This window comes from Streptomyces malachitofuscus, assembly GCF_055571035.1.
Map to the genome: position 1 here is coordinate 407,049 of NZ_JBVIGA010000001.1, position 25,533 is coordinate 432,581.

A 25,533-nucleotide genomic window follows, 5' to 3' on the forward strand; every position below is an offset into this window, starting at 1 on the left:
AGCGGCACGACTGCCCGCAGCTGGGGCGGCACGACTGCCCGCAGTTGCGTGCGTGTGACTTACGCACGGCGGCGTACCTGCCGGAGGGCTGCTGCTGCGAGGAGGGCCACCGCCGCTATTCCGCCTATCAGGCCCACTGACGGGCCGGAGTCGTCCGGCTCGGGCTCCTTCTCCGCGGACGCGGACGGCTTCTCCGCTGAGACCTGTTCTCCGCAGCCCTTCTTCGGGTAGCCCGCTATCGCGCACAGCAGGGCGTTCGTGTCGTAGCGGAGGGGCTTGGCCACCGCGGCCAGGGCCTCGGCCGTCGTGGCGTCCTCGGCGACCTGCGCGCAGGCCGTGCGGCCGGCCGGCGGGGTTTCGCCGGACGGGGCGTCGGCGGGGGTGCCGAAGTCGATGACCAGCGCCACGCGCTTCTCGCCGTCCCGGGCCGGGGTCTTCGCGCAGATGGTGTCGAAGTCCGCCGTGCCCCGGGGCTTGGCCGCGTCCGCGGAGTTCTCGCTGACGGAGAAGCGGAAGCCCTGGACGTCGCCGTCGGCGGGGCGGGCGAGGGACGGACCCTGGGTGGCGTACGTCCATGCCGTGCCGTTGCGCTCCCAGAAGGACCAGTAGCGGTAGCCGACGGCCTGGGCCTGGCCCGCGCCCGCCAGCAGGGGCAGGAGCGCGGCCAGGAACAGTACGGTGGCCCGGCGGATCACGGCTGCTGCTTCCTGCGGCCGCTGATCAGGAAGCCGATGCCGATACCGGCGACCAGGCAGACGCCGACGAACCACCAGACGCCGAAGCCGGAGTCGGATTCGGAGTCCTCCTTCTTCTCCTTGTCCGTCGGAGCCTGAGACGTCTTCTCGGGGGTCGGGCCCGTCGCCGTCAGCTGCTTCACCAGGTCGGTGCCGCCGAAGGCGCGCGGGTCCGCGCCCGTGGCGTGGGCCGCGAAGATCAGCTGGGCGTAGGCGGCGGGGCCGCTCTGCGTGGCCCAGTCGGCGGCGTTCTTCTGCAGCCAGGCCAGGGAGGTGTCGGCCTGCTCCTTCGCGCCCTGCGCGGCGAGGGCGACGACCGCGTCGGCGGTGTTGCCGTAGTCGGGCTGGTCCTCGGCGCCGGGGAGGGCGGAGACGAGGTGGCCGTCCTCGGCCAGGGCGTCCGTCAGGTACGCGGCGCCGTTGGCGGCGGCCTGTTCGGGTGTGTCCGCCTTCTCGCAGGCGTCCTTGGCGGCACCGGCCTTTCCGGGCTCGACCACCAGGCCCGCGCCGAGTGAACCGAGCACGCCCGCCGCCGTCGCGTCCGCGTTGGCGATCAGCGTGCCCTTCTTGTCCGGCTGGAAGGCGAACGCGCCCGCGCCGTCGCCCTTGCAGGGCAGCTCCAGCTTCAGCAGGGCGTCGTAGGGGGACTTGCCGCCCTTCGTCACCTCGGCCGGCTTCTCGCCCGCGGCGGCGAGCGCGCCTATGACGACGGAGGTGGAGTTGGTGTCGCTGGCGCCGCCCGCGGTGTAACCCCAGCCGCCGTCCTTGTTCTGCACGGACGTCAGCCAGCCGACGGCCTTCTTCGTCACGTCGTCGTGGCCGCCGAGCGCGGCGAGGGCCTGGACGGCGGCGGCGGTCTGGTTGGTGTCGACCATCGTCTTCGCGTCGCACGCCTTCGCCGGGTCGGCGCGGTACGGGGCGAAGGAGCCGTCGGCGCACTGCTGGCCGGCCAGCCAGTCGACGGCGCTCTTCGGCGGCTCGACGCCGACCGTGTGCTGGGCCAGGAGGGCGAGCGACTGGCGCCAGACGCCGTCGTACTGCGGGTCGCCGTCGCCGTACAGGGCGGAGGGAAGCGGCGCCTGGGACGGCGACGGGGACGAGTCGGCGGCGGCCGGTGCGGCGGCGCCGATCACGGCGACGGCGGCCAGGACCGCGGCGCTGCGGCGGACATTCATGATCGGCGGGTGCCTCTCCCTGAAGAGGGGCCGGGCAGCGCGGGACACCCCGGCGGCTCGGCTCCGTATACCTCGACGGTGCCCGTGCGCCGGCGGGCTGCCGGGCACGTGAGCCGGTCACGAACCGTGCGGGGCAGTCCGGCTCACCGTCTCGGCGGACGGTTCACGGTTGCGGGTCAGCGCCGGAATTGCACCGGCTTCCCCCCGTACGGGTGTGATGACGACGCCGCCACTCTACCCGCCCGTAGGAGCGGCGTAAGGAGTGGCATCGCGAGGTGGGAGAGGGAGAGGGCCCCGCCGTGACCGGGGTCACGGCGGGGATGAGACATGGCCCGCACCCGCGGCTCCCCTGGGGCCGCGGGTGCGGGCTCGCGGGGGGTGGTCCGGTCAGGAGGCCGTGCAGGCGCCGACCTGGGGCGGGGGTGTGCTGCCGCCGTTCACGGTGAAGCCGAAGCTGGTGGACGCTCCGGCCGCCAGGGAGCCGTTCCAGGTGGAACGGACCGTCATGACGTTGCCGTTCGTGGTGGGTGAGCCGTTCCACACGGAGACGACCCGCTGCGAGGAGGCGAGGGTGACGTCCACGCTCCAGGCGGTGATCGGCGAGCTGCCGGCCGTGATCGTCACCCTGCCGTTGTAGCCGCCGCCCCACTGCTCCGCGGTGGTGTAGGTGGCGGTGCAGGCGGCGTCCGGGTCGCCCGGCTCACCGGGGCCGCCCGGGTCGCCGTCGCCCGGTGTGCCGCCGAGGGCGCTCAGTACGGCGTCGTACGCGGGCTTCTTGCTGTAGTTGTCGTCGAACAGCAGGGGAGTGCCGCTCGACCGCCACGAGTACTTGTCCGGGATGCCCCACACCGTGATGCCGGTGCAGCGGGACACGGCGAGGCAGGCGCGGACGACATTGCCGTAGTTGGTGGCCTGGGCCTGGCCCGAGCCCTCGATGTCCAGCTCCGTGATCTGCACGTCGACCCCGAGGTCGGCGAAGCGCTGGAGGTTGGCCTGGAAGTCGGAGGGGACGGGTGAGTTGCTGTTGAAGTGGCCCTGGAAGCCGACGCAGTCGATGGGTACGCCACGGGACTTGAAGTCGCGGACCATGGTGTAGACGGCGGTGCTCTTCGCGTTGATGCCGTCGGTGTTGTAGTCGTTGTAGCAGAGCTTGGCGGCGGGGTCGGCCGCGCGGGCCGTGCGGAAGGCCTCCTCGATGAAGCCGTTGCCGAGCTTGTCCTGGAAGGGCGAGCTGCGCCGGGCGCCGCTGCCGCCGTCCTGGAACGCCTCGTTGACCACGTCCCACGAGTGGATCTGCCCCTTGTAGTGGGTCATGACCTCGGTGATGTGGTTGTTCATGGCCGACCGGAGGTCGCTCGCGCCGAGTCCGGAGACCCAGCCCGGCAGCTGGGAGTGCCAGACCAGGGTGTGGCCGCGCACGTCCATGCCCCGGCTCTGTGCGTGGTTCACGATCTGGTCGGCGCGGCTGAAGCTGAAGGAGCCGCGGTTCGGCTCGACCGCGTCCCACTTCATCTCGTTCTCGGGCGTCACCGAGTTGAACTCGCGGTTCAGCGTGGCGGCGTACTGCGCCTCGCCGAGGTGGTTGGCGGCGACGGCGGCACCGAAGTAGCGGCCCTTCTCGGCTGCCGCCGCGCCCAGGGTGTCGGCGGCGTGGGCGGTGGTCTGGGGGAGCGCCGCGAGGGCGGTGACGGTGAGCAGTGCGGTGGTCGTGGCGCCGAGGCCGGCGCGGAGGCGGCGCCGGGTGCGGGGGCCGGCGCCTCCGGCTCTCGTTCTCGTTCGCTTCCTGATCATGCGCATGTCATCCCTTCTCCGGTGGGGCCCGTGATGCGGATCGGGCGGGAATGCTGTGCCGTGCGGTCGAACGAAAATTTCGGACTCGGCTCCGAATTGCTGCGGAGAAGATACGGGCCCCTAGGGGCGGGGTCAACCATGTGCGCAGTAAGGGACGGGAGTTGGTCGAAGGGTGTCATGGCCCGGGTGTGTCACCTGCGTGAACGGAAAAGTGTCGAAAGTTTCGACTCAGTTGGCGTCGGGGCTCGGTGCCGCCGTCAGGTCCATCAGCCGGCACACCGTCTCGATGTCGACCCTGACCTGGGCGATGGAGGCGCGGCCCGAGAGCCAGGTGATCAGCGTCGAGTGCCAGGTGTGCTCGATGACCCGGACCGCCGCCAGCTGCTCCGGCGTGGGGTCGGTGAGTTCCATCGCGTCCAGGATGATCCTCGTGGTCAGCCGGGAGACCTGGTCGACCTCCGGGCTCACGCTGCGGTCCGCGAAGGTCAGCGCCCGCACCATCGCGTCCGCCAGATGCGGCTCGCGCTGGAGCGCGCGGAAGGCGCGCATCAGGGTCTCCGCGACCCGCTCGGCCGGGGTCTCACCGGCCGGCGGCTTCTTGCCCAGCGTCGCGTGGAGATGCTCCAACTGGTCCTGCATCGTGGCGACCAGAAGGTGGATCTTGGAGGGGAAGTAGCGGTACAGCGTGCCGAGCGCCACCTGGGAGGACTCCGCGACCTCGCGCATCTGCACCGCGTCGAAGCCGCCCCGGACGGCGAGCTGCGTGCACGCCTGGAGGATCCGGCGCCGACGGGCCTCCTGCCGCTCGGTGAGCGGGGAGGCGGGGTCGGTGCGCGCGGCGCCTGCGTCGGGCATGGGTCCCGTCCGTGACAATCGGTGAGGGTGGATGATCGGACAGCATGGCACGCCGTCCGCCGTGGCGTGAATCACCTGATCCACTGCTCACAGCATCCCTACCTGCCGGTAGATTCGGATCCTCCGAACGATCAACTCTGAAACTTGTTCTAGGTTAGCGTCCCGGCGTAATCTCGCGGGACAGTGCAGGGAGAAGGGGGCCCAGAGTGACCGCTGAGGCCAGTCAGGCCGGGCCCTCGGCGGGCCCCGCATCCGACGGCTTGCGACCGCTCCGGATCGCACTCCTCACCTACAAGGGAAACCCGTTCTGCGGCGGCCAGGGCGTCTACGTACGCCACCTCTCCCGCGAACTCGCCCGCCTCGGACACCGCGTCGAGGTCATCGGCGCCCAGCCCTACGCCGTACTCGACGAGGGATACGACGGGCTGAGCCGCACCGAGCTGCCCAGCCTCGATCTCTACCGCCAGCCGGACCCCTTCCGCACCCCCGGGCGCGACGAGTACCGCGACTGGATCGACGCCCTCGAGGTCGGCACCATGTGGACCGGCGGCTTCCCCGAGCCGCTGACGTTCTCCCTGCGCGCCCGCCGCCATCTGCGCGCCCGGCGCGGCGACTTCGACGTCGTCCACGACAACCAGACGCTCGGCTACGGCCTCCTCGGCGACATCGGCGCCCCCCTCGTCACCACCATCCACCACCCCATCACCGTCGACCGGCGGCTGGAGCTGGACGCCGCCGAGAACTGGCAGCGGCGCTGGTCGGTGCGCCGCTGGTACGCCTTCACCCGGATGCAGAAGCGGGTGGCGCGCAGGCTGCCGTCCGTGCTCACCGTCTCCGGCACCTCGCGCCAGGAGATCATCGACGATCTCGGCGTACGCCAGGACCGTATCCACGTCGTCCACATCGGCGCCGACACCGACCTGTTCTCGCCCGATCCCTCGGTGGCGGTCGTCCCCGGCCGGATCGTGACCACGTCCAGCGCGGACGTGCCGCTGAAGGGGCTGGTCTTCCTCGTCGAGGCGCTGGCGAAGGTACGGGCCGAGCAGCCCGACGCCCACCTCGTCGTGGTCGGCAAGCGGCCCGAGGAAGGGCCCGTCGCGCAGGCCATGGAGCGGTACGGCCTCGAGGGCGCCGTCGAGTTCGTCAAGGGCATCTCGGACGCCGAACTGGTCGACCTGGTGCGGTCGGCGCAGGTCGCGTGCGTGCCGTCGCTGTACGAGGGCTTCTCCCTGCCCGCCGCCGAGGCCATGGCCACCGGCACCCCGCTGGTCGCCACCACCGGCGGCGCGATCCCCGAGGTGGCCGGGCGCGACGGGGAGACCTGTCTCGCCGTACCGCCCGGGGAGCCGGGGGCGCTGGCCGCCGCGCTGACCCGGCTGCTCGGCGACCCCGAGCTGCGCGCCCGCCTCGGCGCGGCCGGGCGCGAGCGGGTGCTGCGGCACTTCACCTGGGCCCGCGCGGCCGAAGGCACGGTGGCCCACTACCGGGAGGCGATGGCCCGCACGGCAGGCCGGGACACCGCAGCCGCCGGGCAAGCGGTCCGCCGCCCGGGACCGGCAGACCCGCCTGTCGTCCCCGACACCCTCGCCGACGCGGACGCCGTCCCGGTGAACGCGGCCGACGCCTCGGCCCCAGCCCACACCCCCGACCGCTCCGACCGCGAAAGCAGGGCCACGTGCTGACCGTCGACTTCTCCCGGTTCCCGCTCGCCCCGGGCGACCGTGTTCTGGACCTCGGCTGCGGGGCCGGCCGGCACGCCTTCGAGTGCTACCGGCGCGGTGCGCAGGTCGTGGCGCTGGACCAGAACGGCGAGGAGATCCGCGAGGTCGCCAAGTGGTTCGCGGCGATGAAGGAGGCCGGAGAGGCCCCCGCCGGGGCCACCGCCACCGCCATGGAGGGCGACGCCCTCGCCCTGCCCTTCCCCGACGAGTCCTTCGACGTCGTCATCATCTCCGAGGTGATGGAGCACATCCCCGACGACAAGGGCGTACTCGCCGAGATGGTGCGCGTGCTCAAGCCCGGTGGCCGGATCGCGATCACCGTGCCGCGCTACGGCCCGGAGAAGGTCTGCTGGACCCTCTCCGACGCCTACCACGAGGTCGAGGGCGGCCACATCCGCATCTACAAGGCGGACGAACTGCTCGGGAAGATCCGTGAGGCGGGCCTGCGCCCGTACGGCAGCCATCACGCGCACGCGCTGCACTCGCCGTACTGGTGGCTGAAGTGCGCGTTCGGCGTGGACAACGACAAGGCGCTGCCGGTGCGGGCGTACCACAAGCTGCTGGTCTGGGACATCATGAAGAAGCCGCTGGCCACCCGGGTCGCGGAGCAGGCGCTCAACCCGCTGATCGGCAAGAGCTTCGTGGCGTACGCGACCAAGCCGCACCTGCCGCGCGCCGAGGCGGACGCCGCGTGACCACCTCCAGGTCCCCCCGGTCGCCCCGGACCGAACACCTCGTCCTGCCCGGCGTCCTGACGGCCGACCAGGCCGCGGCGACCGTCGCCGGCATCCTCGCCGTGCAGCGGGAGGACGGGGCGATCCCGTGGTTCCGGGGTCACCACCTCGACCCGTGGGACCACGTCGAGGCGGCGATGGCCCTGGACACGGCGGGGGAGCACGAGGCCGCCGAGCGGGCCTATCTGTGGCTGGCCCGGCACCAGTTGGAGGACGGCTCCTGGTACGCCGCCTACGCCGACGGCGACCCGCTCGACATCACCGACCGGGGCCGGGAGACCAACTTCGTCGCCTACATCGCGGTCGGGGTGTGGCACCACTACCTCTCCACCGGCGACGACACGTTCCTCGACCGCTTGTGGCCGACCGTGTGCGCGGCGGTGGAGTTCGTGCTGCGGCTGCAGCAGCCCGGCGGGCAGATCGGCTGGCGGCGCGACGACGACGGCACGCCCACGGCGGACGCCCTGCTCACCGGCTCCTCCTCCGTCCATCACGCGCTGCGCTGCGCCCTCGCCATCGCCGAGCAGCGCGAAGAGCCCCAGCCCGACTGGGAGTTGGCGGCAGGCGCGCTGCGGCACGCGATACGGCGTCACCCGGAGCGGTTCCTGGACAAGGACCGCTACTCGATGGACTGGTACTACCCGGTGCTCGGCGGCGCGCTGACCGGCGCGGAGGCCAAGGCCCGTATCGAGGACGGCTGGGACCGGTTCGTCGTGCCCGGCCTCGGGGTGCGCTGTGTGGTGCCCAACCCGTGGGTGACGGGCGGCGAGTCGGCCGAACTCGCCCTGGCCCTCTGGGCGATGGGCGAGTCCGACCGTGCGTTGGAGGTGCTCCAGTCGATCCAGCACCTGCGCGATCCGGCCAGCGGCCTGTACTGGACGGGGTACGTCTTCGACGACGAGGCGATCTGGCCGCGCGAGCTGACGACGTGGACGGCAGGCTCGCTGCTGCTGGCCGTCGCCGCCCTCGGCGGCCACGAGCCCACCTGCGCGGTCTTCGGCGGCGACCGGCTACCCACGGGCCTGGACCCGGACTGCTGCGCCCTCGCCTGAACCGTCCCGGAGCGGGCCCGGGTCAGTGCCGGTGCAGCCGGCCGGCGATGGCGTGGCCGATGAACAGGTAGACGACGGCGGCGAGTCCGTAGCCGGCGACGACCCGGGCCCACTCCTCGTCGAAGGTGAACAGGTCACGCGACCAGGCTGCCAGCCAGTTGGCCGCGTCATGGACGAACTGGACCAGATCGTTGGCCCGGTTGGCGTCCAGCAGATACATCAGAATCCACAGTCCGAGGATGACGGCCATGATGTCCGCGATCACCGCGACGACCGTCCCCGCGGAGTTGGAACCAGTGCGATATCGAGGGGACATACCTTCCGACTGGCCCCGAACGGCGGTTTGAAACCCGGAACGTCCGGGGCCGGGACGGAAGTTCAGCGGTGGGTCAGCAGCAGCCGCCACGCCTCCGGGCCGCGCTCCTGGTACTCCACCGCGAAGACCCCGGGGTGCCGGTCCTCGATCTGCCGCAGCAGCGGCAGCGGGTCGTGCGGCGCCACCAGCAGCATGGCCCGCCCGGCCGGTACGGCACCGAGCGCGCCGAAGACGGTGGCGTGCCGCAGCGCGTGCGGGACCTCACGGACGTCGAGTTCGGGCACGTCGGCGTCGTCCGAGCCGCCGCATGCGCAACTGCCGCCGCAGCCACCGCCCGAGGGCTCGCCCTCGGGTTCCTCGCCGCCGCCGAGCAGTTCGTGCATGCCGCCCAGCAGATCGGACAGTGAGATGTCCGGGGCACCGGCGAGGAGCGGCAGGATGAGGTCGTTCTCCTTGTCCAGGTGCTCCTCGAACAGCACCTGGAGCGCCCGGGCGTCGGCCGCCGTCCGCACGGCGGGCCCGGACTCGCGCAGCGCGTCGACCAGGGCGGTGAGCCTGCGGTGCTCGGCGAGCATGCCGTCGATGAGGAGACGGGCCTCGGGCAGGTCGCGGGCGGCGGCGTAGAGGGTGCTTTCCTCGGCGACCGCATGCGGGACCAGGTCCCGGTCGCAGAAGGCGACCAGTCCGGCGCGGACCTCGTCGGCCTCGACCGGGTCGCGGTCCGCCGCGGCGATCAGCATCGCCACCCGTCCGGCGAGCTCACCGGCCAGCTGCGCGTGATGCGCCTCGACGGCTTCGACGGCCGCCGCGTCCTTCGGGTCCGATGCGAGGGTGAGAGTGCTCATCAGGGGGCCGTTCCTTCCAGCCGTCGACGACCCGTCCGAACGGTGCGGGCCGATGTCTGCAATATAGTACGGACATGACCGTGGAAAATAACGGCCCGCTTCCCGGCAGCGGAGCGCAGCGCGACCCGCTGTCCCGGCAGCGGAGCGGTGTCCTGCAGTACCTGCGCGGCCAGTCCGGTCCCGTCACCGCCACCGCCCTCGCCCAGGTGTGCGCGCTGCACGTCAACACCGTCCGCGAGCACCTGGACGCCCTGGTGGACGACGGCCTCGCGGCCCGCGAGCGCTCCGCCCCCGCCGGACGCGGCCGCCCCGCCTGGCGCTACCGGGCCCGCCCGCCGCAGGAGTCCCCCGCCCGGGAGTACGCCGGGCTCGCCGCCGTCCTGGCCGCCCGCATCGCCCGCACCAGCGCCGATCCGCGCGGGGACGCGCTCGCGGCGGGCGAGGACTGGGGGCGCGTCCTGACCGCCGGGCAGGAGCCGTCGGCCGATCCGCGGGAGGCACGCGAACGGCTGCTCGACCTTCTGGGCGAGATCGGCTTCGCCCCGGAGCCCGACGCGGAGGCACGCGAGGTCCGGCTGCCGCGCTGCCCCTTCGTCGAGACGGCCCGCGAGCACCCCGGCGTCATCTGCGGCGTCCACGAAGGACTGGCGAGGGCCGCGCTCGCCGCGCTGGGCGAGAACCCCCAGGAGATCGAACTCCTCCCCTTCGCCGAAGCCCACGCCTGCCGCCTCCACCTGGACACGGGCCCGCCGTCGGCCGGGCGGGGCCACAGCGCCGACGCCGATCCGGGGGAGGCGTCGTGACTGCGATCGCCCTGGTCGCCCGGTGTGCGGGTGGTCGCGGCGCGGTGCGTTCGGGCGCGGACGTCCTCCTCGAGGGCGGTCTCCGCCCGGCTGGTGGCACCTGGTCGGGGGTTCGTGAACGTCGAGGCACCGGCACGCTGCCGGGTGGGTGCTCCCGGGCCTCCGGCGGCACCTCACCGACGGACGGGACGGCTGCCGCGGCGGTGCGGTCGTCGTGCGCCCGTGCTGTCGGGCACCGGGTCCCCGCCGGGTGCGCGGGTGGGCGGCCTGCGCCGGTGGCGTCGGGCGGCGGGACGTGGCCGGTGGGCTGTTGCCGGCCGGGCGGTGGTGTCGTACCGGGGGTGACCCCGTGACCCCCCTCGGTGCCGATGCCCGGCGGGCCGGTGCCCGGCGGGCGCCGTTGCTCATCGCCGCCGGGGCCTGTCTGCTCGCCGGGCTCGATGCCGGGCTCGTGCTGCTCGGGCTCCCCGCGCCGGTCACCAGTGACCGTCTGCCCCAGGTGCACGGAGTGCTGCTGGTCCTCGGTTTCGCCGGCACGCTCGTGGCGCTGGAACGCGCGGTCGCCCTGGGCGGGCGCTGGCCCTTCCTGGCCCCCGCAGCGCTCGGCGCCGGGGGCCTGCTGCTGCTCACCCCCCTGGACCTGGCCGTCCCGCGGCTGATGCTCGTCGCCGGGGCCGCCGTACTGACCGCGCTGTACGTGCGGTTCTGGCAACGGCAGCCGAGCGCGGCCCTGCTCGCCCAGGCCGCCGGAGCCGTGTCGGCGCTCGGTGCGGCACTGCTGTGGCTGGGCGGCCTCGACGTGCCCCGCATGCTGCCCTGGCTGGTCGCCTTCCTCGTCCTGACCATTGCGGGCGAGCGGCTGGAACTGGCGCGCGTGGCGGCCCTGACACCGCACGCCGAGCCGGCGTTCCTGGCCTGCGTCGGCGCCGTCGTCACCGGCGTGGCCACCACCCTGATGTGGCCGGCCACGGGCACCCTCCTTCTCGGCGCCGCCCTGCTCGCCCTCGTCGCCTGGCTCGCCGTCCACGACGTCGCCCGCCGGCTGCTGCGCTCCACGGGACTGCCCCGCTTCACCGCCGCCTGCCTGCTCGCCGGATACGCGTGGCTCGGCCTCGCCGGCGCCCTCTGGCTGCTGGGCGGCCCCGTCGCCGAGGGGAGCCGCTACGACGCCGTGGTGCACGCCGTGTTCCTCGGTTTCGTGATGTCGATGATCATGGCGCACGCCCCGGTGATCCTGCCCGCCGTACTGCGCCGCCCGCTGCCCTACCACCCCGGACTCGCGGTGGCGGCCTGGCTGTTGCACGCTTCCCTGGCCCTGCGCGTCCTCGTCGGCGACCTGCGGGAGATCCGCGGCGCCTGGCAGCTCGGCGGGGCGCTCAACATCGCCGCGGTGCTGCTGTTCGTCCTGACGGCGGCGACCGCCTCGGTGGCGGCCACCCGCCGCGCCGCCGCACCGGCCTCACCCGCACCCGCCGACCCCAGGAACCCACGGTGAGCACCCAACTGTCCTCCCCCACCGCGCCCGGACCCGCCCCCAAGCCGCCCGGCCGCTCCCCGCGCGCCCTGTGGCACCTCGGCGTGAACGCGATCGTGGTGGCCTGGCTCGCGCTGTTCGCCGTGGTCGGCAGTGCCCACCACTTCCTGCCGCACGCCTCCTGGCTGCTGGTCCACACCCTCCTCCTCGGCGCGGTCACCAACGCCGTCGTCATCTGGTCGGGGCACTTCGCCGCGTCCGTGCTGCGGCTGCCCGAGGCGAATCGGGGCGCCCCCGCCGCGCTGCGACTGCTCTGCCTGAACGCCGGAGCCGTCGCCGTGATCGGCGGCATGTACACCGACCGGTGGCCCGTCGTGCTCGTCGGCGCCTGCCTGGTCGCGGCCGCCGTCACCGCCCATGCCGTCTGGCTGGTACGGCTGCTGCGCCGGGCACTGCCCGGCCGGTTCACCATGACCGTGCGCTACTACATGGCCGCCGCCGCCCTGCTGCCCGTGGGTGCCGCGCTGGGCGTCGTCATGGCCCGCGGCGACCTCGGCGGTGATCTGCCGGAACGGCTGCTGCTCGCCCACGAGATGGTCAACCTGCTCGGCTGGGTCGGCCTCACCGTGGCCGGAACCCTGATCACCCTGTGGCCGACGATGCTGCGCACCCGCGTCGCCGACGGCGCGGAACGAGCCGGACGCCGGGCCCTGCCCGTCCTGCTCGCCGGGCTCGGCGCGGCCGTCGCCGCCGCGCTGCTCGGCCCCCCGCCGCTGGCCGCCCCGGGCGTGGCCGCCTACGCCGCCGGTCTCGTCGTCGCCGGCATCCCGTGGGTGCGCGAGGCCCGGGCGAAGGCCCCGCGTTCCTTCGCCGCCTGGTCGGTGGCCGCGGGCAGCCTCTGGCTCGCCGGGTCCCTGCTGGCCCTGGCCGGCATCCTCCTCTCCACCACCTCGTGGGTCACGGTGGGGGAGCGCACCTCGCTGCTCACCGCGCCGCTCGCCGCCGGCTGGATCGCCCAGGTGCTGCTCGGCGCCCTCAGCTTCCTCGTCCCCGTGGTCCTGGGCGGCGGCCCCCTGGCCGTACGGGCGGCCACCGCCGGACTCGAACGAGCCTGGCCCGCCCGGCTGACCATCACCAACGCCGCGCTGCTGCTCTGCGTCCTGCCGGTGCCGTCCATGGTCCGGGTGGTCTGCTCGGTGCTGCTGCTGGTGATGCTGCTGTACTTCCTCGTCCTGCTGCTGCTCACCGTCGTTCGGGGCCTACGGAACCGGCGGAACGGGGCGGCGGCCGAGCCGGCGCCCCGGCCCGCTCCGGCGCATCGTGTGCTCGGGGGCGTGGCCCTCGGGCTCGCCGTGGTGCTGCTGGCCGTCGCGGGCGGCGGCGCGGCGGACGTGCGGTCGCTGCCGATCCTGGAACGGTCCGCGGCGACGAGCGCGGACGGCGGGGAGGTGACGCCGACCGGCCGTACGACCACCGTCGAGGTGACCGTGCGGAACATGCGCTTCTCCCCGGCCACCGTGGACGTACCCGTGGGCGACCGCCTGGTGATCGAGCTGCGCAACACCGGTGACGACACCCACGACCTGGTGCTGGAGACCGGCGTCCGCACCGACCGGATCGCCCCGGGGAAGCGGGCCACGCTGGACGCGGGCGTCATCGGCCGGGACCTCGACGGCTGGTGCTCGGTGGTCGGGCACCGGCAGATGGGCATGGTCTTCGGCGTACGGGTCACCGGTGACCAGGGACGACCGGCCGCCCGCGATCACGGCACCGCGCACGACCACGGCCGGACGCTCCCCGACGGCAAGGGCACCTCCGCCGCCGACGCCTTCGACCCGATGGCCGAACCGGCCGACGGCTTCACCGCCCGCGACGCCCGCCTGCCGTCCGCCACCGGCCCCCGCCTGCACCGGCGCACCCTCACCGTGAAGGAGACGGAGACCGACGTCGCCCCCGGCGTACGGCAGACGCTGTGGACCTTCGACGGAACGGCCCCCGGGCCCGTGCTGCGCGGCCGCGTCGGGGACACCTTCGAGATCACCCTCGTCAACGACGGGACGATCGGCCACTCCGTCGACTTCCACGCCGGAGCGTTCGCCCCGGACGAGCCGATGCGCACCATCGGGCCCGGCGAGTCACTGACGTACCGCTTCAAGGCCACCCGCAGCGGGGTGTGGATGTACCACTGCTCGACCATGCCGATGTCCCTGCACATCGCCAACGGCATGTTCGGCGCCGTCGTCATCGACCCGCCCGGACTGCCGCGCGTGGACCGTGAATACCTGCTGGTCCAGTCGGAGTTCTACCTCGGCGAGCAGAACGGCACCGCCGACGCCGGCAAGCTGAAGGCGAAGGAACCCGACCTGGTCGCCTTCAACGGGTACGCCAACCAGTACGACCACGACCCCCTGACGGCACGAACCGGCGAGCGCGTACGGATCTGGGTGCTGACGGCGGGACCCAACGTGCCCAGTGCCTTCCATGTCGTGGGCGGGCAGTTCGACACGGTGTTCCGTGAGGGCGCGTACGACCTGCGGCCGGGCGGCCCGGAGCACGGCGGCGCTCAGGTCCTCGATCTCGCCCCCGCGTCGGGCGGATTCGTCGAGCTGACCCTGCCCGAGCCCGGCAACTACCCGTTCGTCACCCACGTCATGACCGACGCGGAACGCGGCGCGCACGGCGTCCTGCGCGTGCGCTGACCCGAAGGAACACGACAACGGCCCCCGCCCGGTGGGGCGGAGGCCGTGACGAGGAAGAGGCCGGGATCAGCCGCGCTGGATGCCCGACGTGTCCTGCAGAACGCCGCGACGGCCGTCCTGTGTCTGCGCGATGAGCGACGGACCGCGCTGCTCGACCGCCAGGTACCAGGTGCCGGGGGCGAGTTCGGCGATCGGCGTGGGCGAGCCGTCCTCCGGGAACAGCGGGCGCGGCACCGGAACGGCGAACCAGAACGGCGAGAAGTCACCGGCGGGCGCCGGAGCGGCGGGCTGGCCCTGCTGGGGCTGGCCCGGGAAGGGCTGCTGCCCCGGCTGGCCCGGCTGTGGCTGACCGCCGAAGGAGGCCTGCTGCGCACCGGCACCCGGGTAGCCGTAACCACCGGGCGGCTGGGCGCCGTAGGGCTGCGGGGCGGCAGCGGGACGGGCGGCCGGGAGCAGGGCGCCCTTGAGGGCGGGGACCAGGGGGGTGGCGATGGCGGCGGCGGCCATGACGAGCGTGGCGATGAGGGCGAGGATCAGCCCCGTGCCGGCGCCGATGTCGTCGGAGAAGCCGCCCTCGCCGTCGAAACCACCGGTCGGGTCGAAGATGTTGCCGAGCGCGCACCAGGCGGCGAAGACCGTGAAGGCGACGCCGAACTGGCCGAGGTCGAGGCCGGCGATCTTGTGCGGCTGAGGCAGCCCCCGGGCCACGACGACGAGCGCGGCACCGATGATCCCCGCCAGTACGATGCCGAGCACCACGGGCCCGCTGTCCCAGAGGCTGGGGATGTCCGCGCTGTCCGGGGCACCATCGATCGAGTAGAGATCGAGGAACGACGCGATGAACAGCAATACCGCTGCTCCGATCACCACGCCGTCGCCTCGAGTGAGGGAGCGGATATTCACTTCAGGTCCTTCGTAGGTCGTCTCGTCGTCGGAAGAGGCGTCGCTGTCACCATGTCGCCCGAAGCGTCCGGTGTGAAGCGCGGGGGTGGCCCCTCATCGTACGGACGACACTATCGTCCGCAGGATCGGGCTGTCCGCCCGGATCAGCGCGCTGATCCCTACCCGCGCAGGAAACTCACGATTCCCTCGGAAATCCCTTGCGCCGCTTTCTGCCGCCAGGCACCGCTGGTCAGCAGTGCCGCGTCCTTGCTATCGCGCATGTTGCCGCACTCGATGAACACCTTGGGAACCGTTGACAGATTGAGACCGCCCAGGTCCTTACGCGTGACGAGACCGGTACCGCCGCCGGTGTAGTTGGAGGGCGCGCTGCCGGTGACGCGCACGAAGTTGCCCGCGATGCGCTCGCCGAGTTCGCGTGAGGGCTCGACGATGGGCCGGGTGTCGGCCGCCCCGGCGTTCACGGCGCCCGGGAGGATCACATGGAAGCCCCGGTTCCCGGTGCCGGAGCCGTCCGCGTGGATCGAGACGACGGCGTCGGCCTGCGCCTTGTTGCCGATCCGGGCCCGCTCGTCCACGCACGGCCCGAACGGACGGTCGGCGTCCTGCGTCAGTTTCACGGTGGCGCCCTGCTCTTCGAGGAGCGTGCGCATCCGGTGGGCGACGTCGAGGGTGAACTTGGCCTCGGGATAACCGTCGTTGGTGGAGGTGCCGGTGGTGTCGCACGCCTTGCGGTTGGTCCCGATGTCCACCTGGCGGTTGATCTCGGAGGTGTGCTGGAAGTTGCTCGGGTTGTGGCCCGGGTCGATGACGACGACCTTGCCCTTGAGCGGGCCGGCCGCGGCGGGCGCGGAGGCCGGCGGGGACGTCGCCGTGGCGGAGGCGCCGGGTTCCTTGTCCTTGGAACCGGCCGACGGCGACGTGCTCCCGGACGTCGCGGACGAGGGCGACGGCGTGCGTGACGCGGCGGACGAGGAGGCCGCGCCACTCCCCGCGTCCTCGGCGTCCCCCGACCCGCCCACGGCCGCGTACACGGCCCAGCCGAGCAGCGCCCCGGGCACGAGCGCGGCGAGCGCCACCGTCAGGAGGCGACGCCGGGACCTTGGGGGCGGGGGCGGATCGAAGCCGGGACCTGTGTACGACACGCAGTCACCCTAGCGTCGGCGGTCAGATGCCCGCGCCCGTGCGCCGCAGTACGCGCAGCGAGCCGGTCGCCGAGACGTCGGTGAACGCGCCGGACGCCAGAGCGCGCTGGTGGACGCGGTGAGGGGCCTGGCCGGTGAACTCGTCCACCGGGTCCGGGAAGACGTCGTGGATGACGAGGAGGCCGCCCTCGGCGACGTGCGGGGCCCAGCCCTCGTAATCGGCGGTGGCGTGTTCGTCGGTGTGGCCGCCGTCGATGAAGACGAGGGCGAGCGGGGCGGCCCAGAGGGCGGCGATGCGGGGGGAGCGGCCGACCAGGGCGACCACGTGGTCCTCCAGGCCCGCCCGGTGCAGGGTGCGGCGGAAGGTGGGGAGGGTGTCCATCAGACCCAGTTCGGGGTCGACGGTCTCCGGGTCGTGGTAGTCCCAGCCGGGCTGCTGCTCCTCACTGCCGCGGTGGTGGTCCACGGTGAGCGCGGTGACTCCGGCGGAGCGGGCCGCGTCGGCGAGCAGGAGCGTGGAGCGGCCGCAGTAGGTGCCGATCTCCAGCAGGGGCAGACCCAGCCGCCCGGCCTCGGCCGCCGCCGCGTAGAGGGCGAGGCCCTCGTCCACGGGCATGAAACCCTTCGCCGCCTCGAACGCGGCCAGAATCCCCGGCTCCGGCACCATCGACATGGGGCGCGCCTCTCCCGAGGCCGTACGTGTGTCCACGCACCCATGCTGCCGTACGGCCCGCGGGGCCCCGCGACGGGGGTACCGGCGGGTAACCGGAGCGGGAAGCACACGGGGGGCGCGGCGCTCACACCGGCGCGCGGACGACGCGGGCGGGCGGTCGAGGTCGACCGGGTGTTCTTTGCCGGGGAGCGTCGGCGTGTGGGCGAGGCGGGTCCGTGTCCGAGTCGCCGGAGCGGCCCGGCGTGCGGGTGGCGCCATGCGCCGAGTGCCGGGCGCCGCCCGCGTGCCCGGTGTCAGGCGGAAACCGTTTCGCCCGGCAGGGGCAGGTCCAGGTCGACCGGGTGGTGCTCGCCGGGGTGGGTCGCCGGGGCGGTGAGGGGGGCGTGGCCGGGGGCGTGGGCGGTCACGACGTACGGGCCCTGTGCAGGGACGGTGAGCGCGTAGCTGCCGTCGTCGGCGGAGACGGTGGTGTCCGCGCGGCGGCCGTGGCGGTCGGTCAGGGTGACCCGGGCGCGGGCGACCGGGACCCCCGACGCGTCCAGGACCCGGCCCCGGAAACCGCCCACCCGCAGGGCGGCCTCCGCGCGTTCCAGGTTGGCGTCCTCCTCGCTGCTCGCGCGCAGCTGCGGGTGCGCCGACGGGCGCCCGGCGGGGAGGAACAGGGCGAGGACCAGGCCCACGGCCACCGCCGCCGTCGCGATCACGAAGGAGAGACGGAAGCCGTGCAGGGTCGGGATCTCCACCCCGCCCACCGTGTCCGCCGTGTTCGCCAGCACCATGCCGATGACGGCGCTCGACACCGACGTACCGATGGAACGCATCAGCGTGTTGAGGCCGTTCGCCGCGCCGGTCTCCGACGCCGGGACCGCGCCGATGATCAGCGCGGGCAGGGACGAGTAGGCGAGGCCGATGCCCGCGCCGAGGACCACCGAGGTGACGACGGTCTGCCAGGCTGCGTCCATCAGGCCGAGGCCGCCGCCGTAGCCGGCGCCGATGACCAGCAGGCCGATGATGAGGGTGGTCTTCGGGCCGTACCGGGCGGACAGACGGGCGTAGACGGGGGCCGTGAACATCATCGTCAGGCCCAGCGGCGCCACGCACAGGCCCGCCACGACCATGGACTGCCCGAGCCCGTGGCCGGTGGCGGTGGGAAGTTGCAGCAGCTGGGGGAGAACCAGGGAGACGACGAAGAAGGAGACGCCGACCATGATCGAGGCGAGGTTGGTGAGCAGGACCTCGCGGCGGGCGGTGGTCCGCAGGTCCACCAGGGGCGCGGCGACCCGCAGCTCCATCACGCCCCACAGGAGGAGGACGACGACCGCCGCGCCGAGCAGGCCCAGCGTGGTGCCGGAGGTCCAGCCCCAGTCGCTGCCCTTGGAGACGGGGAGCAGGAACAGCACGAGCCCGGCGGACAGCCCGAGCGCCCCGGGCAGGTCGAAGGTGCCCTTCGCACGCACCGGGGACTCCGGTACGACGGCCAGGGTGAGGACGATGGCGAGGACGCCGAGCCCGGCGGCGCCGAAGTAGAGGGCGTGCCAGTCGGAGTGCTGGGCGACCAGCGCCGCGGCGGGCAGGGCGAGACCGCCGCCGACGCCTATGGAGGAGCTCATGAGGGCCATCGCGGAGCCCAGCCGTTCGCGCGGCAGCATGTCGCGCATCAGGCCGATGCCGAGCGGGATGGCGCCCATCGCGACACCCTGGAGCGTGCGACCGGTGATCATCAGGAGCAGATCACTGGTGAACGCGCTGATCAGCGCACCGACCACCATCACCGCAAGGCTGGCGACGAGCAGGCGCCGCTTGCCGTGGAGGTCGCCGAGCCGGCCCATGATCGGGGTGGCCACGGCGCCGGAGAGCAGGGTCGAGGTCAGTACCCAGGTGGCGTCGGCGGGGGAGGCGTCCAGCAGGTGCGGCAGGTCCTTGACGACCGGCACCAGCAGGGTCTGCATCACCGCGACGACGATGCCCGCGAAGGCGAGCACCGGGACCACGCTTCCGCCCGCTCTGCCGGAGGGACGGTCGGGCGTCGTGTGCGTCATGAAGGGTGCCTCCGGGGCGGGCCGTTCCAGCGGATACGTGCACATCGAACCCCGTACACCGAGGCAACTATTCCGATGCTTTGGCACACTAACGAATTCTTGACCGTTCCTTGGCGTTCACGGCACCGCCTAAGCCGGGCGACCGAGGCCGCGTCGGCCGAAATGCCGATGCGGGGGACGCGGGCCGGTTGAGAGCATGGCGCCCATGCTCGATGCCACCGACACCACCCCCATAGCCGGCCGACGCACCTCGCCCCCCATGTGGCTGGTGGTGGCGCTGGCCTGTGCGGGACAGTTCCTCGTCGTCCTCGACATCTCGGTGGTGAACGTCGCGTTGCCGTCCATGCGGACCGGCCTGGCGCTCGACGAGCAGGGCCTGCAGTGGGTGGTGAACGCCTACGCCATCGCCTTCGCCGGATTCATGCTGCTCGGCGGACGCGCCGGCGACCTCTACGGACGCAAGCGCATGTTCCTCGTCGGCCTCGGCCTGTTCACGCTGGCCTCACTGGCGGGCGGGCTGGCCCAGGAGGGCTGGCAGCTGCTGCTGGCGCGGGCGGTGCAGGGGCTGGGCGCGGCCGTGCTGGCGCCCTCCACGCTCACCATCGTCACCTCGGCCGTGCCGGAGGGCGCGGCGCGGGCCCGGGCGATCGCGACCTGGACGGCCGTGGGGGCGGGCGGCGGCGCGGCCGGCGGATTCGTCGGCGGAGTGCTGGTGGACGCGCTGTCCTGGCGGTGGGTGCTGCTGATCAACGTCCCCGTCGGAGCGGTCGTGCTGGCCGGGGCCGCCCGGTGGCTGGCGGAGAGCCGGGCCCGGGACGGGCGGCGGCTCGACCTGCCGGGTGCGGTGCTGGTGACGGCCGGTCTCGCCACGCTGGCGTACGGCATCTCCCAGACCGAGGCCGAGGGCTGGACGGCGGGTGCCACCCTGGTGCCGCTGTGTGCGGGGCTCGTCCTGATCGCGCTCTTCCTCCTCGTCGAGGCCCGCTCCAAGGCCCCGCTGATGCCGCTCGGGCTGCTGCGGCTGCGGTCGGTGGCGTCGGCGAACGTGGCGATGTTCCTGAGCGGCTCCGCGATGTTCTGCATGTGGTTCTTCATGACCCTGTACGCGCAGAACGTCCTCGGCTACACCCCGCTGGAGGCGGGCCTCGCCCTGGTGCCCAGCTCACTGGCCGTGATCCTCGGCTCCAAGCTCGCGCCCCGCCTGATGCGTACGGCGGGACCGCGCACGGTGGCGGTGCTCGGCACGGTGGTGGCGATGACCGGCTTCGGCTGGCAGTCGACGATGACCGCGGACGGCGCGTACCTCACCGCGATCATGTTCCCCGGCATCCTGATGATGCTGGGCGCGGGCCTCGCCGCGACGCCCCTCGCCGCACTGGCCACCTCCGGCGCGGCACCGGAGGAGGCCGGCCTGGTCTCCGGACTGGTCAACACCTCCCGCACGATGGGCGGCTCACTGGGCCTCGCCGTCATGTCGACCATCGCGGCGTCCCACACCGGGGGAGTCGGAACACCCCAGGCGCTGACGGACGGATACGCCGTGGTCTTCGGCGTGGGGACCGTCGTGCTGGCGGCCGGGGCGGCGCTGATGTGGGTGTGGCTGCCGCGCCGGGCGGCGGAAGCCCACTAGGTCCTCAGGTCCTCCAGGACCAGGCCCCCTGGTCACAGCCAGCCCTGGTGGCGGGCCTCGCGGAGGGCCTCCGTGCGGTTGCGGGTGCCGGTCTTGCCGATCGCGGCCGAGAGGTGGTTGCGGACCGTGGACTCGGACAGGTGCAGCCGGGCCGCGACGTCGGCGACGGTCGCGCCGTCCGCCGAGGCCCGCAGGACGTCGCACTCACGGGCCGAGAGCGGGCTCGGCCCCGCGCTCAGCGCCGCCGCGGCCAGCGCGGGATCGACCACCGTCTCCCCGGTCAGCACCCGCCGGATCGCGGAGGCCAGTTCCTCCACGGGCCCGTCCTTGACGAGGAAACCGGCGGCCCCCGCGTCCATGGCCCGCCGCAGATAGCCGGGACGGCCGAACGTGGTGAGGATCAGCACCCGGCAGTCCGGCGCCTGCTCGCGCAGTTGGGCGGCGGCGTCCAGGCCGCTCATCCCGGGCAGTTCGATGTCGAGGAGGGCGACGTCGGGGCGGTGGGCGAGCGCCGCGTCCACGATCACGTCACCGGCGGCCACCTGGGCCACCACCTCGATGTCGGGCTCCATCCCGAGCAGCAGCGCGAGCGCGCCCCGCATCATCCCCTGGTCCTCCGCGAGCAGCACCCGGACGGACGTGGCGGGCCGGTGGTCACGGGGCATGTCGTTCACGTCTGAAGCGTAGGGCGCGCAGGGCGGAATGCGCCCGGCCGGTGCGGTCACGGCCGCTCAGACCGGGGTCTTCGCGAAGCCGGCGGGATCACCGTCCGCCGCCCCGGCGCCCGCTCCCACGGGCACCGGGCGCGTTCCGCCGTCCGTCGTGGCGCCCGCGGCGAACGTGTCCTCCCCGGCGTCCACCGGAAGCTCGGCGCGGAGCGTGAATCCCGCCCGCGCGCTTTGGCCGTCGACCCCGCGCGGGCCCGTGCCCCCGTCGGCATCCAAGTGCGGGCGGCTCTCGCCGGTGCTCCCGCGCCACGGACGGGCCCCCTCACCGGCGCCTGCCTGAGGGGCCGCGCCTTCGGCGGCGTCCCTGCTCGGGGCCGCGACCCCGTCAGGGCCTCCGCGCACCGGCTCGCCCCCGTCCACGCCGGTCCGCAGGGTGCCGCCCGCCGCCGCGAGCCGCTCCGCCAGGCCGCGCAGACCCGTGCCGCCCGTGTCCGCCCCGCGGGCGCCGTCGCCGTCGTCGGTGATGGTCAGCAGGACCCGTTCCGGTGACGCCGCGACCGTGATCTCGCAGCGGCCCGCCGCGCTGTGCCGTACGACGTTGGTGACCGCCTCCCGGACCACCCAGCCCAGCAGCGCCTCCGTACGCGGGCCCTGCGGCGGGCCCGAGCGGCGCACCACCGCGGTGACGCCCGCCGCCGTCAGAGCGGAGCGCGCCCGGTCCAGTTCGGTGTCCAGGCCGCCCTCCCGGTAGCCCGTCACGGCCTCGCGGATCTCGGTGAGCGCCTTCCGGCCGACCGACTCGATGTCGGTCACCTGGGCCAGCGCGGCGTCCAGGTCACGCGGCGCCAGCCGGCGCGCCGCCTCCGACTTCACGACGATCACCGACATGGTGTGCCCGAGCAGGTCGTGCAGGTCCCGGGAGAAGCGCAGCCGCTCCTTCTCCACGGCCCGGCGGGCCAGCTCCTCCCGCACCGCACGCAGCTCCCGCACCGTCTCCGCCAGCCGCAGCAGCGTGGCCGACACCGTCGTCGAGATCGCGGTCACGTAGAGGATGGTCAGGCCGCCCCAGCCGTCGTGGGCGAAGGAGACCGCCCCGGCGACCACGGTCACGGCGGCCGCGGTGACCATGAGCTGCCGCCCGCTCAGGACCACGCCGGTGGCGAGCCCGAGCAGGGGAAAGAACAGCAGCCAGTTGCCGCCGTACCCGATGGCGAGCGCACAGGTCACCGCGGCCAGCAGACCGAGCGCGACCCGGGTGGAGCGCACGTCGTACCGCCGGCAGGGGTGGGCGCTGAACGCCAGGAAGACGTAGAGCGAGTTGAAGGCCAGCAGACCGGCGGCGCCGATCCACGGGTTCGGCGTGGTGCCCTGGAAGAGGTTGGAGAACGCGCCCATCCCCAGCAGCAGCCACGGCAGCAGCCGGGATCCGCCCGGCGCGCTTCCCCTCTCCTTCCCGGATCCGCGCCGCGCGAAGTGCCACCACGCGTGTGTGTCGCAAGACGTCGACATGCTTTTCCCCATTTCGTCCGTCGTCCCACCCGACGGTACGGCCGGTGCCGCACGGCCCGACAGAGCTGCCTGTACGGTCTCCGGCAGGACAAATGTCCCGGGCCGGCGTGTGGACCGGGGCCGTTCTGCGCGTCCGCGCCCGCCGGTGACCAGGAGGGACATGCCCGTCGACGCAGCCAAGGCGCTCGCCGCCCCGCCCCGGACCGGCGCGGTCTCCTGGACCGCCTCCGACGTCCTGCTCTACCACCTCGCCGTCGGCGCGGGCCGCTCCGCCACCGACCCACGGGAACTGCGCTACACCCTGGAGTCCCGCCTGCACGTCCTGCCGAGCTTCGCCACCGTCGCCGGCGGCGGACCGCCCGGGGTGATCGGCGCACTGTCCATGCCCGGTGTCGACGTCGACCTCGCCCGTGTCCTGCACGGCGGCCAGTCGCTCACCGTGCACCGCCCCCTGCCCGCCGAGGGCACCGCCACCACCACCGACCGGATCGTCGCCGTGCACGACAAGGGCACGGCGGCCGTCCTCGTCCTGCGCACCGAGGCCGTCGACGCCGACGGCCCGCTGTGGTCCTGCGACGCGGAGATCTACGTACGCGGCGAGGGCGGCTGGGGCGGCGACCGGGGCCCGTCCCTGCGCCGCGAGCCGCCCGACGGCCCGCCGGACCGCACCCTCGACCTCGCCGTCCGGGAGGAGCAGGCGCTGCTCCACCGCCTCACCGGTGACCGCAACCCCCTGCACGCCGACCCGGAGTTCGCGGCCCGCGCCGGATTCGACCGGCCCGTCCTGCACGGGTTGTGCACCTACGGCATGACACTCAAGGCGGTCGTCGACACGCTGCTGGACGGTGACGTCACCCGCGTGCGCTCCTACGCCGCCCGGTTCGCCGGGGTCGTGTACCCGGGCGAGACGCTGCGGGTCGGGATGTGGCGCGGGGACGGCGAGGTGCGCGTGGCCGTGAGCGCGGTCGAGCGGGGGCACGCCCCGGTGCTCACGGACACCGTCGTCGGCTTCTCCTGAACCGGCGAACGGCCCCTCCCGTCGACGTGCGACGGGCGGGGCCGTTCATGGTGCGGTGCGGCGCGAACCGCTGCCTGACGGAGCGTCAGGCAGCCGACTCCGCAGGCTGGTTCTCCTGCGCCGGCCTGCGGTGACGGCCACGCGGCGACGTTTCGGCATCCTGCGTGGAAACCGGTCCCCGGTGCCTGCCGTGCCCGGCAGCGGCCTGCCCGTCCTCGACGGACTGCGCCTCGTTCGTCCTGACGTCGTTCATCGGAAGGAATTCACCCCGTAAACATGATCTTTCCTACAGCCGGGCGAGTCTAACCGGCGCACCACGCCCCGAATCCAGGCGGCCACGCCGACCGCCACTACTTCGTTACAAGCCGCCCCAGAGGTGCCTGCTGCAACGGCACGGGACGCGTCGCCGAAGAGTCCTCGGGAAGGTCGTCCGCCGCCTCGGTCCCCTCGGCGGGCGGCAGTTCACCCGGAGGGGTCGTCGACTCGCCGCTGCCCAAGGCCGGTTGACCGGCGCCCCGGGCTTCCGGGACGCGACCGGGACGCGGACGGACGTCCAGACCCTCCGGCTGCCGCTCCCGCCCCGGCATCCTCAGGACGGCCACACCGCACGGCACCGACCGGTCGGCATACGGCAGCCGCAGTTCCCCGTCCGCCGTCCACAGCCCGGAACCCGTCAACCACCCGGCCGGCGCGGGGAAGTGGAGCACCTGCCGCTCCGCCGGCCGCCACACCCCGACCCAGCTGCCGAGCGCGCCGTCGATGCGCAGCGCCACCGCGCAGCCCTCCGGGGTCAGCATCTGCCCCGGCTGGATCGCGAACGGCGTCACCGTGCAGTCCGGCAGCCGCAGGCACTCCGGGAAACGCACCGGCAGCGTGCTGCCCAGCACCCCCCAGCCCAGCCGGTCCTGCCCGGGGGAGGGCGCGTCCGAGCGGAGCAGCAGCAGCCCGCTGTCCGGGTCGGCGAGCAGCACCCGGTCGTCGCTCCCCTCGGTGATCTGCAGCAGCGGAGACATCTCCCCGCCGCGTTCCAGATCCACCACGACCGCCTTGGTGCGCCCGCCGCTCTCCCGGTCCAGCGCCAGCATCCGCCCCGCCCGGTCCAGCCACGCCCCGCCCGAGCAGCGGCCCGGGACCTCCGCGACCGGCTCGGGCCCGAACGCGCCGCCCGCCACCCGCCACACCGTGCTCGAGCGCGGGCCCACGGCGAGCGCGTACGCCCGCTCCCCGTCCGGGGCGGGCGGCAGCAGCCGCAGCCGGGTGGCCTCGTCCGGGCGTTCGACCGCGCCCAGCGGCAGCTCGCCGGTGCCGGGACCGGCCGGATACAGCAGGGAGAACGCGTGCCGCCCGTCCGTCAGCCGGTGGATGAGGACCCGCCCGTCGTTCAGCGGCTGCACCTCGGTGCCGGGTTCCTCGGGCTGGTTGCCGGGCAGCGGAACGGCGTAGGGCTCGGGGCCGTCCAGGGTCCAGCGCTCCGGGAAGAAGGACTCACCGGCGAGGGCGAGGCGTGCGGCGTAGCAGCCGTCCGCGGTGATGGTGCAGCCCGCCCGCCCGGCTCCGTCCTCGTGTCCCGCCGCAGGTTCGATGGCACAGACCGTCATCGTTCGGTCACCTCCGGTGACGAACGGTAGTTTTCGCCTGCCCGGACGGTGGACGGGTGGGCCCCCGCTTCACACGTAAGGGTGCTCCAGGAACGATTCTCCTGAGGAGGGGGAGGGAGGTGTGCTCCACGGAGCCGGTACTGTCGTACGAAAC

20 protein-coding genes and 1 pseudogene are annotated in these 25,533 nt (G+C 73.6%); 8 read left to right on the forward strand and 13 right to left on the reverse strand.

The genetic code is table 11. From position 1 onward, the window contains the following. Positions 1-59: 59 nt before the first annotated feature. The 4 genes from ACZ44S_RS01820 to ACZ44S_RS01835 form a co-directional block, all read right to left on the reverse strand. Entirely contained in the window at positions 60-695 is a 636-nt protein-coding gene (locus tag ACZ44S_RS01820) for an SCO2322 family protein (RefSeq protein WP_466923273.1), read from the reverse strand. Beyond that, positions 692-1,909 (reverse strand): prenyltransferase/squalene oxidase repeat-containing protein, encoded by a 1,218-nt coding sequence (locus ACZ44S_RS01825; protein ID WP_466923275.1) that lies wholly within the window; start codon positions 1,907-1,909, stop codon positions 692-694. The genes ACZ44S_RS01820 and ACZ44S_RS01825 overlap by 4 nt, the downstream gene beginning before the upstream one ends. Positions 1,910-2,296: 387 nt before the next feature. Beyond that, positions 2,297-3,706, reverse strand: coding sequence for a glycoside hydrolase family 10 protein (locus ACZ44S_RS01830; RefSeq protein WP_466923278.1), 1,410 nt, complete (start codon positions 3,704-3,706; stop codon positions 2,297-2,299). Between the two features lie 222 nt (positions 3,707-3,928). After that, the gene (locus tag ACZ44S_RS01835) at positions 3,929-4,555 is read right to left on the reverse strand and encodes a TetR family transcriptional regulator (RefSeq protein ID WP_466923281.1); all 627 of its coding nucleotides are present in this window, start codon (positions 4,553-4,555) and stop codon (positions 3,929-3,931) included. Positions 4,556-4,761: 206 nt separating this feature from the next. Between ACZ44S_RS01835 and ACZ44S_RS01840 the strand changes: the two genes are divergently transcribed. Genes ACZ44S_RS01840 through ACZ44S_RS01850 form a run of 3 tightly spaced genes read left to right on the forward strand, consistent with a single transcriptional unit; the run spans position 4,762 to position 8,062 of the window. Then, on the forward strand, positions 4,762-6,237 hold the full coding sequence (locus tag ACZ44S_RS01840; protein WP_466923283.1) for a glycosyltransferase family 4 protein: 1,476 nt from the start codon (positions 4,762-4,764) through the stop codon (positions 6,235-6,237). Beyond that, positions 6,231-6,971, forward strand: coding sequence for a class I SAM-dependent methyltransferase (locus ACZ44S_RS01845; RefSeq protein ID WP_466923286.1), 741 nt, complete (start codon positions 6,231-6,233; stop codon positions 6,969-6,971). The genes ACZ44S_RS01840 and ACZ44S_RS01845 overlap by 7 nt, the downstream gene beginning before the upstream one ends. Continuing rightward, positions 6,968-8,062: a glucosidase family protein gene (locus ACZ44S_RS01850; protein ID WP_466923289.1), complete on the forward strand. Its 1,095-nt coding sequence runs from the start codon at positions 6,968-6,970 to the stop codon at positions 8,060-8,062. The genes ACZ44S_RS01845 and ACZ44S_RS01850 overlap by 4 nt, the downstream gene beginning before the upstream one ends. A gap of 22 nt (positions 8,063-8,084) precedes the next feature. Here ACZ44S_RS01850 and ACZ44S_RS01855 read toward each other — a convergent pair whose 3' ends face one another. Both ACZ44S_RS01855 and ACZ44S_RS01860 read right to left on the reverse strand, forming a co-directional pair. Next, the gene (locus ACZ44S_RS01855; RefSeq protein ID WP_190162245.1) at positions 8,085-8,378 is read right to left on the reverse strand and encodes a hypothetical protein; all 294 of its coding nucleotides are present in this window, start codon (positions 8,376-8,378) and stop codon (positions 8,085-8,087) included. Positions 8,379-8,440: 62 nt separating this feature from the next. Beyond that, positions 8,441-9,223 carry a DUF2249 domain-containing protein gene (locus ACZ44S_RS01860; protein WP_466923292.1) on the reverse strand — a complete coding sequence of 261 codons (783 nt, stop codon included), beginning with the start codon at positions 9,221-9,223 and terminating at the stop codon, positions 8,441-8,443. A gap of 74 nt (positions 9,224-9,297) precedes the next feature. Between ACZ44S_RS01860 and ACZ44S_RS01865 the strand changes: the two genes are divergently transcribed. From ACZ44S_RS01865 to ACZ44S_RS01875, 3 genes are all read left to right on the forward strand, one after another. Further along, positions 9,298-10,026: a helix-turn-helix transcriptional regulator gene (locus tag ACZ44S_RS01865; protein WP_466923295.1), complete on the forward strand. Its 729-nt coding sequence runs from the start codon at positions 9,298-9,300 to the stop codon at positions 10,024-10,026. 349 nt (positions 10,027-10,375) lie between these two features. Further along, entirely contained in the window at positions 10,376-11,521 is a 1,146-nt protein-coding gene (locus ACZ44S_RS01870) for a hypothetical protein (RefSeq protein ID WP_466923298.1), read from the forward strand. Next, complete coding sequence (locus ACZ44S_RS01875) at positions 11,518-14,199, forward strand: multicopper oxidase domain-containing protein (protein WP_466923301.1); 2,682 nt, start codon at positions 11,518-11,520, stop codon at positions 14,197-14,199. Before ACZ44S_RS01870 ends, ACZ44S_RS01875 begins: the two co-directional genes overlap by 4 nt. 66 nt (positions 14,200-14,265) lie before the next feature. Here ACZ44S_RS01875 and ACZ44S_RS01880 read toward each other — a convergent pair whose 3' ends face one another. From ACZ44S_RS01880 to ACZ44S_RS01895, 4 genes are all read right to left on the reverse strand, one after another. Next, entirely contained in the window at positions 14,266-15,102 is an 837-nt protein-coding gene (locus ACZ44S_RS01880) for a hypothetical protein (protein ID WP_466923304.1), read from the reverse strand. A 158-nt stretch (positions 15,103-15,260) separates the two neighbouring features. Next, on the reverse strand, positions 15,261-16,244 hold the full coding sequence (locus tag ACZ44S_RS01885; RefSeq protein WP_466923306.1) for an N-acetylmuramoyl-L-alanine amidase: 984 nt from the start codon (positions 16,242-16,244) through the stop codon (positions 15,261-15,263). A 22-nt stretch (positions 16,245-16,266) separates the two neighbouring features. Next, a complete protein-coding gene (locus ACZ44S_RS01890) occupies positions 16,267-16,917 on the reverse strand; it encodes a class I SAM-dependent methyltransferase (RefSeq protein WP_466923646.1) in 651 nt (216 codons plus the stop codon). 293 nt (positions 16,918-17,210) lie between these two features. After that, positions 17,211-18,956 (reverse strand): MFS transporter, encoded by a 1,746-nt coding sequence (locus ACZ44S_RS01895; RefSeq protein ID WP_466923309.1) that lies wholly within the window; start codon positions 18,954-18,956, stop codon positions 17,211-17,213. Between the two features lie 196 nt (positions 18,957-19,152). Between ACZ44S_RS01895 and ACZ44S_RS01900 the strand changes: the two genes are divergently transcribed. Beyond that, on the forward strand, positions 19,153-20,586 hold the full coding sequence (locus tag ACZ44S_RS01900; protein ID WP_466923312.1) for an MFS transporter: 1,434 nt from the start codon (positions 19,153-19,155) through the stop codon (positions 20,584-20,586). Positions 20,587-20,618: 32 nt separating this feature from the next. Here ACZ44S_RS01900 and ACZ44S_RS01905 read toward each other — a convergent pair whose 3' ends face one another. Beyond that, complete coding sequence (locus ACZ44S_RS01905) at positions 20,619-21,251, reverse strand: response regulator (protein WP_466923649.1); 633 nt, start codon at positions 21,249-21,251, stop codon at positions 20,619-20,621. 315 nt (positions 21,252-21,566) lie between these two features. Next, positions 21,567-22,763, reverse strand: a pseudogene (locus ACZ44S_RS01910) (sensor histidine kinase); the annotation flags it as partial. 160 nt (positions 22,764-22,923) lie between these two features. Here ACZ44S_RS01910 and ACZ44S_RS01915 point away from each other — a divergent pair. After that, positions 22,924-23,781 carry a MaoC/PaaZ C-terminal domain-containing protein gene (locus tag ACZ44S_RS01915; protein ID WP_466923315.1) on the forward strand — a complete coding sequence of 286 codons (858 nt, stop codon included), beginning with the start codon at positions 22,924-22,926 and terminating at the stop codon, positions 23,779-23,781. Between the two features lie 350 nt (positions 23,782-24,131). On the opposite strand, the gene ACZ44S_RS01920 is transcribed toward ACZ44S_RS01915, so the two are convergent. Next, positions 24,132-25,379 (reverse strand): hypothetical protein, encoded by a 1,248-nt coding sequence (locus tag ACZ44S_RS01920; protein ID WP_466923318.1) that lies wholly within the window; start codon positions 25,377-25,379, stop codon positions 24,132-24,134. Positions 25,380-25,533: the final 154 nt, after the last annotated feature.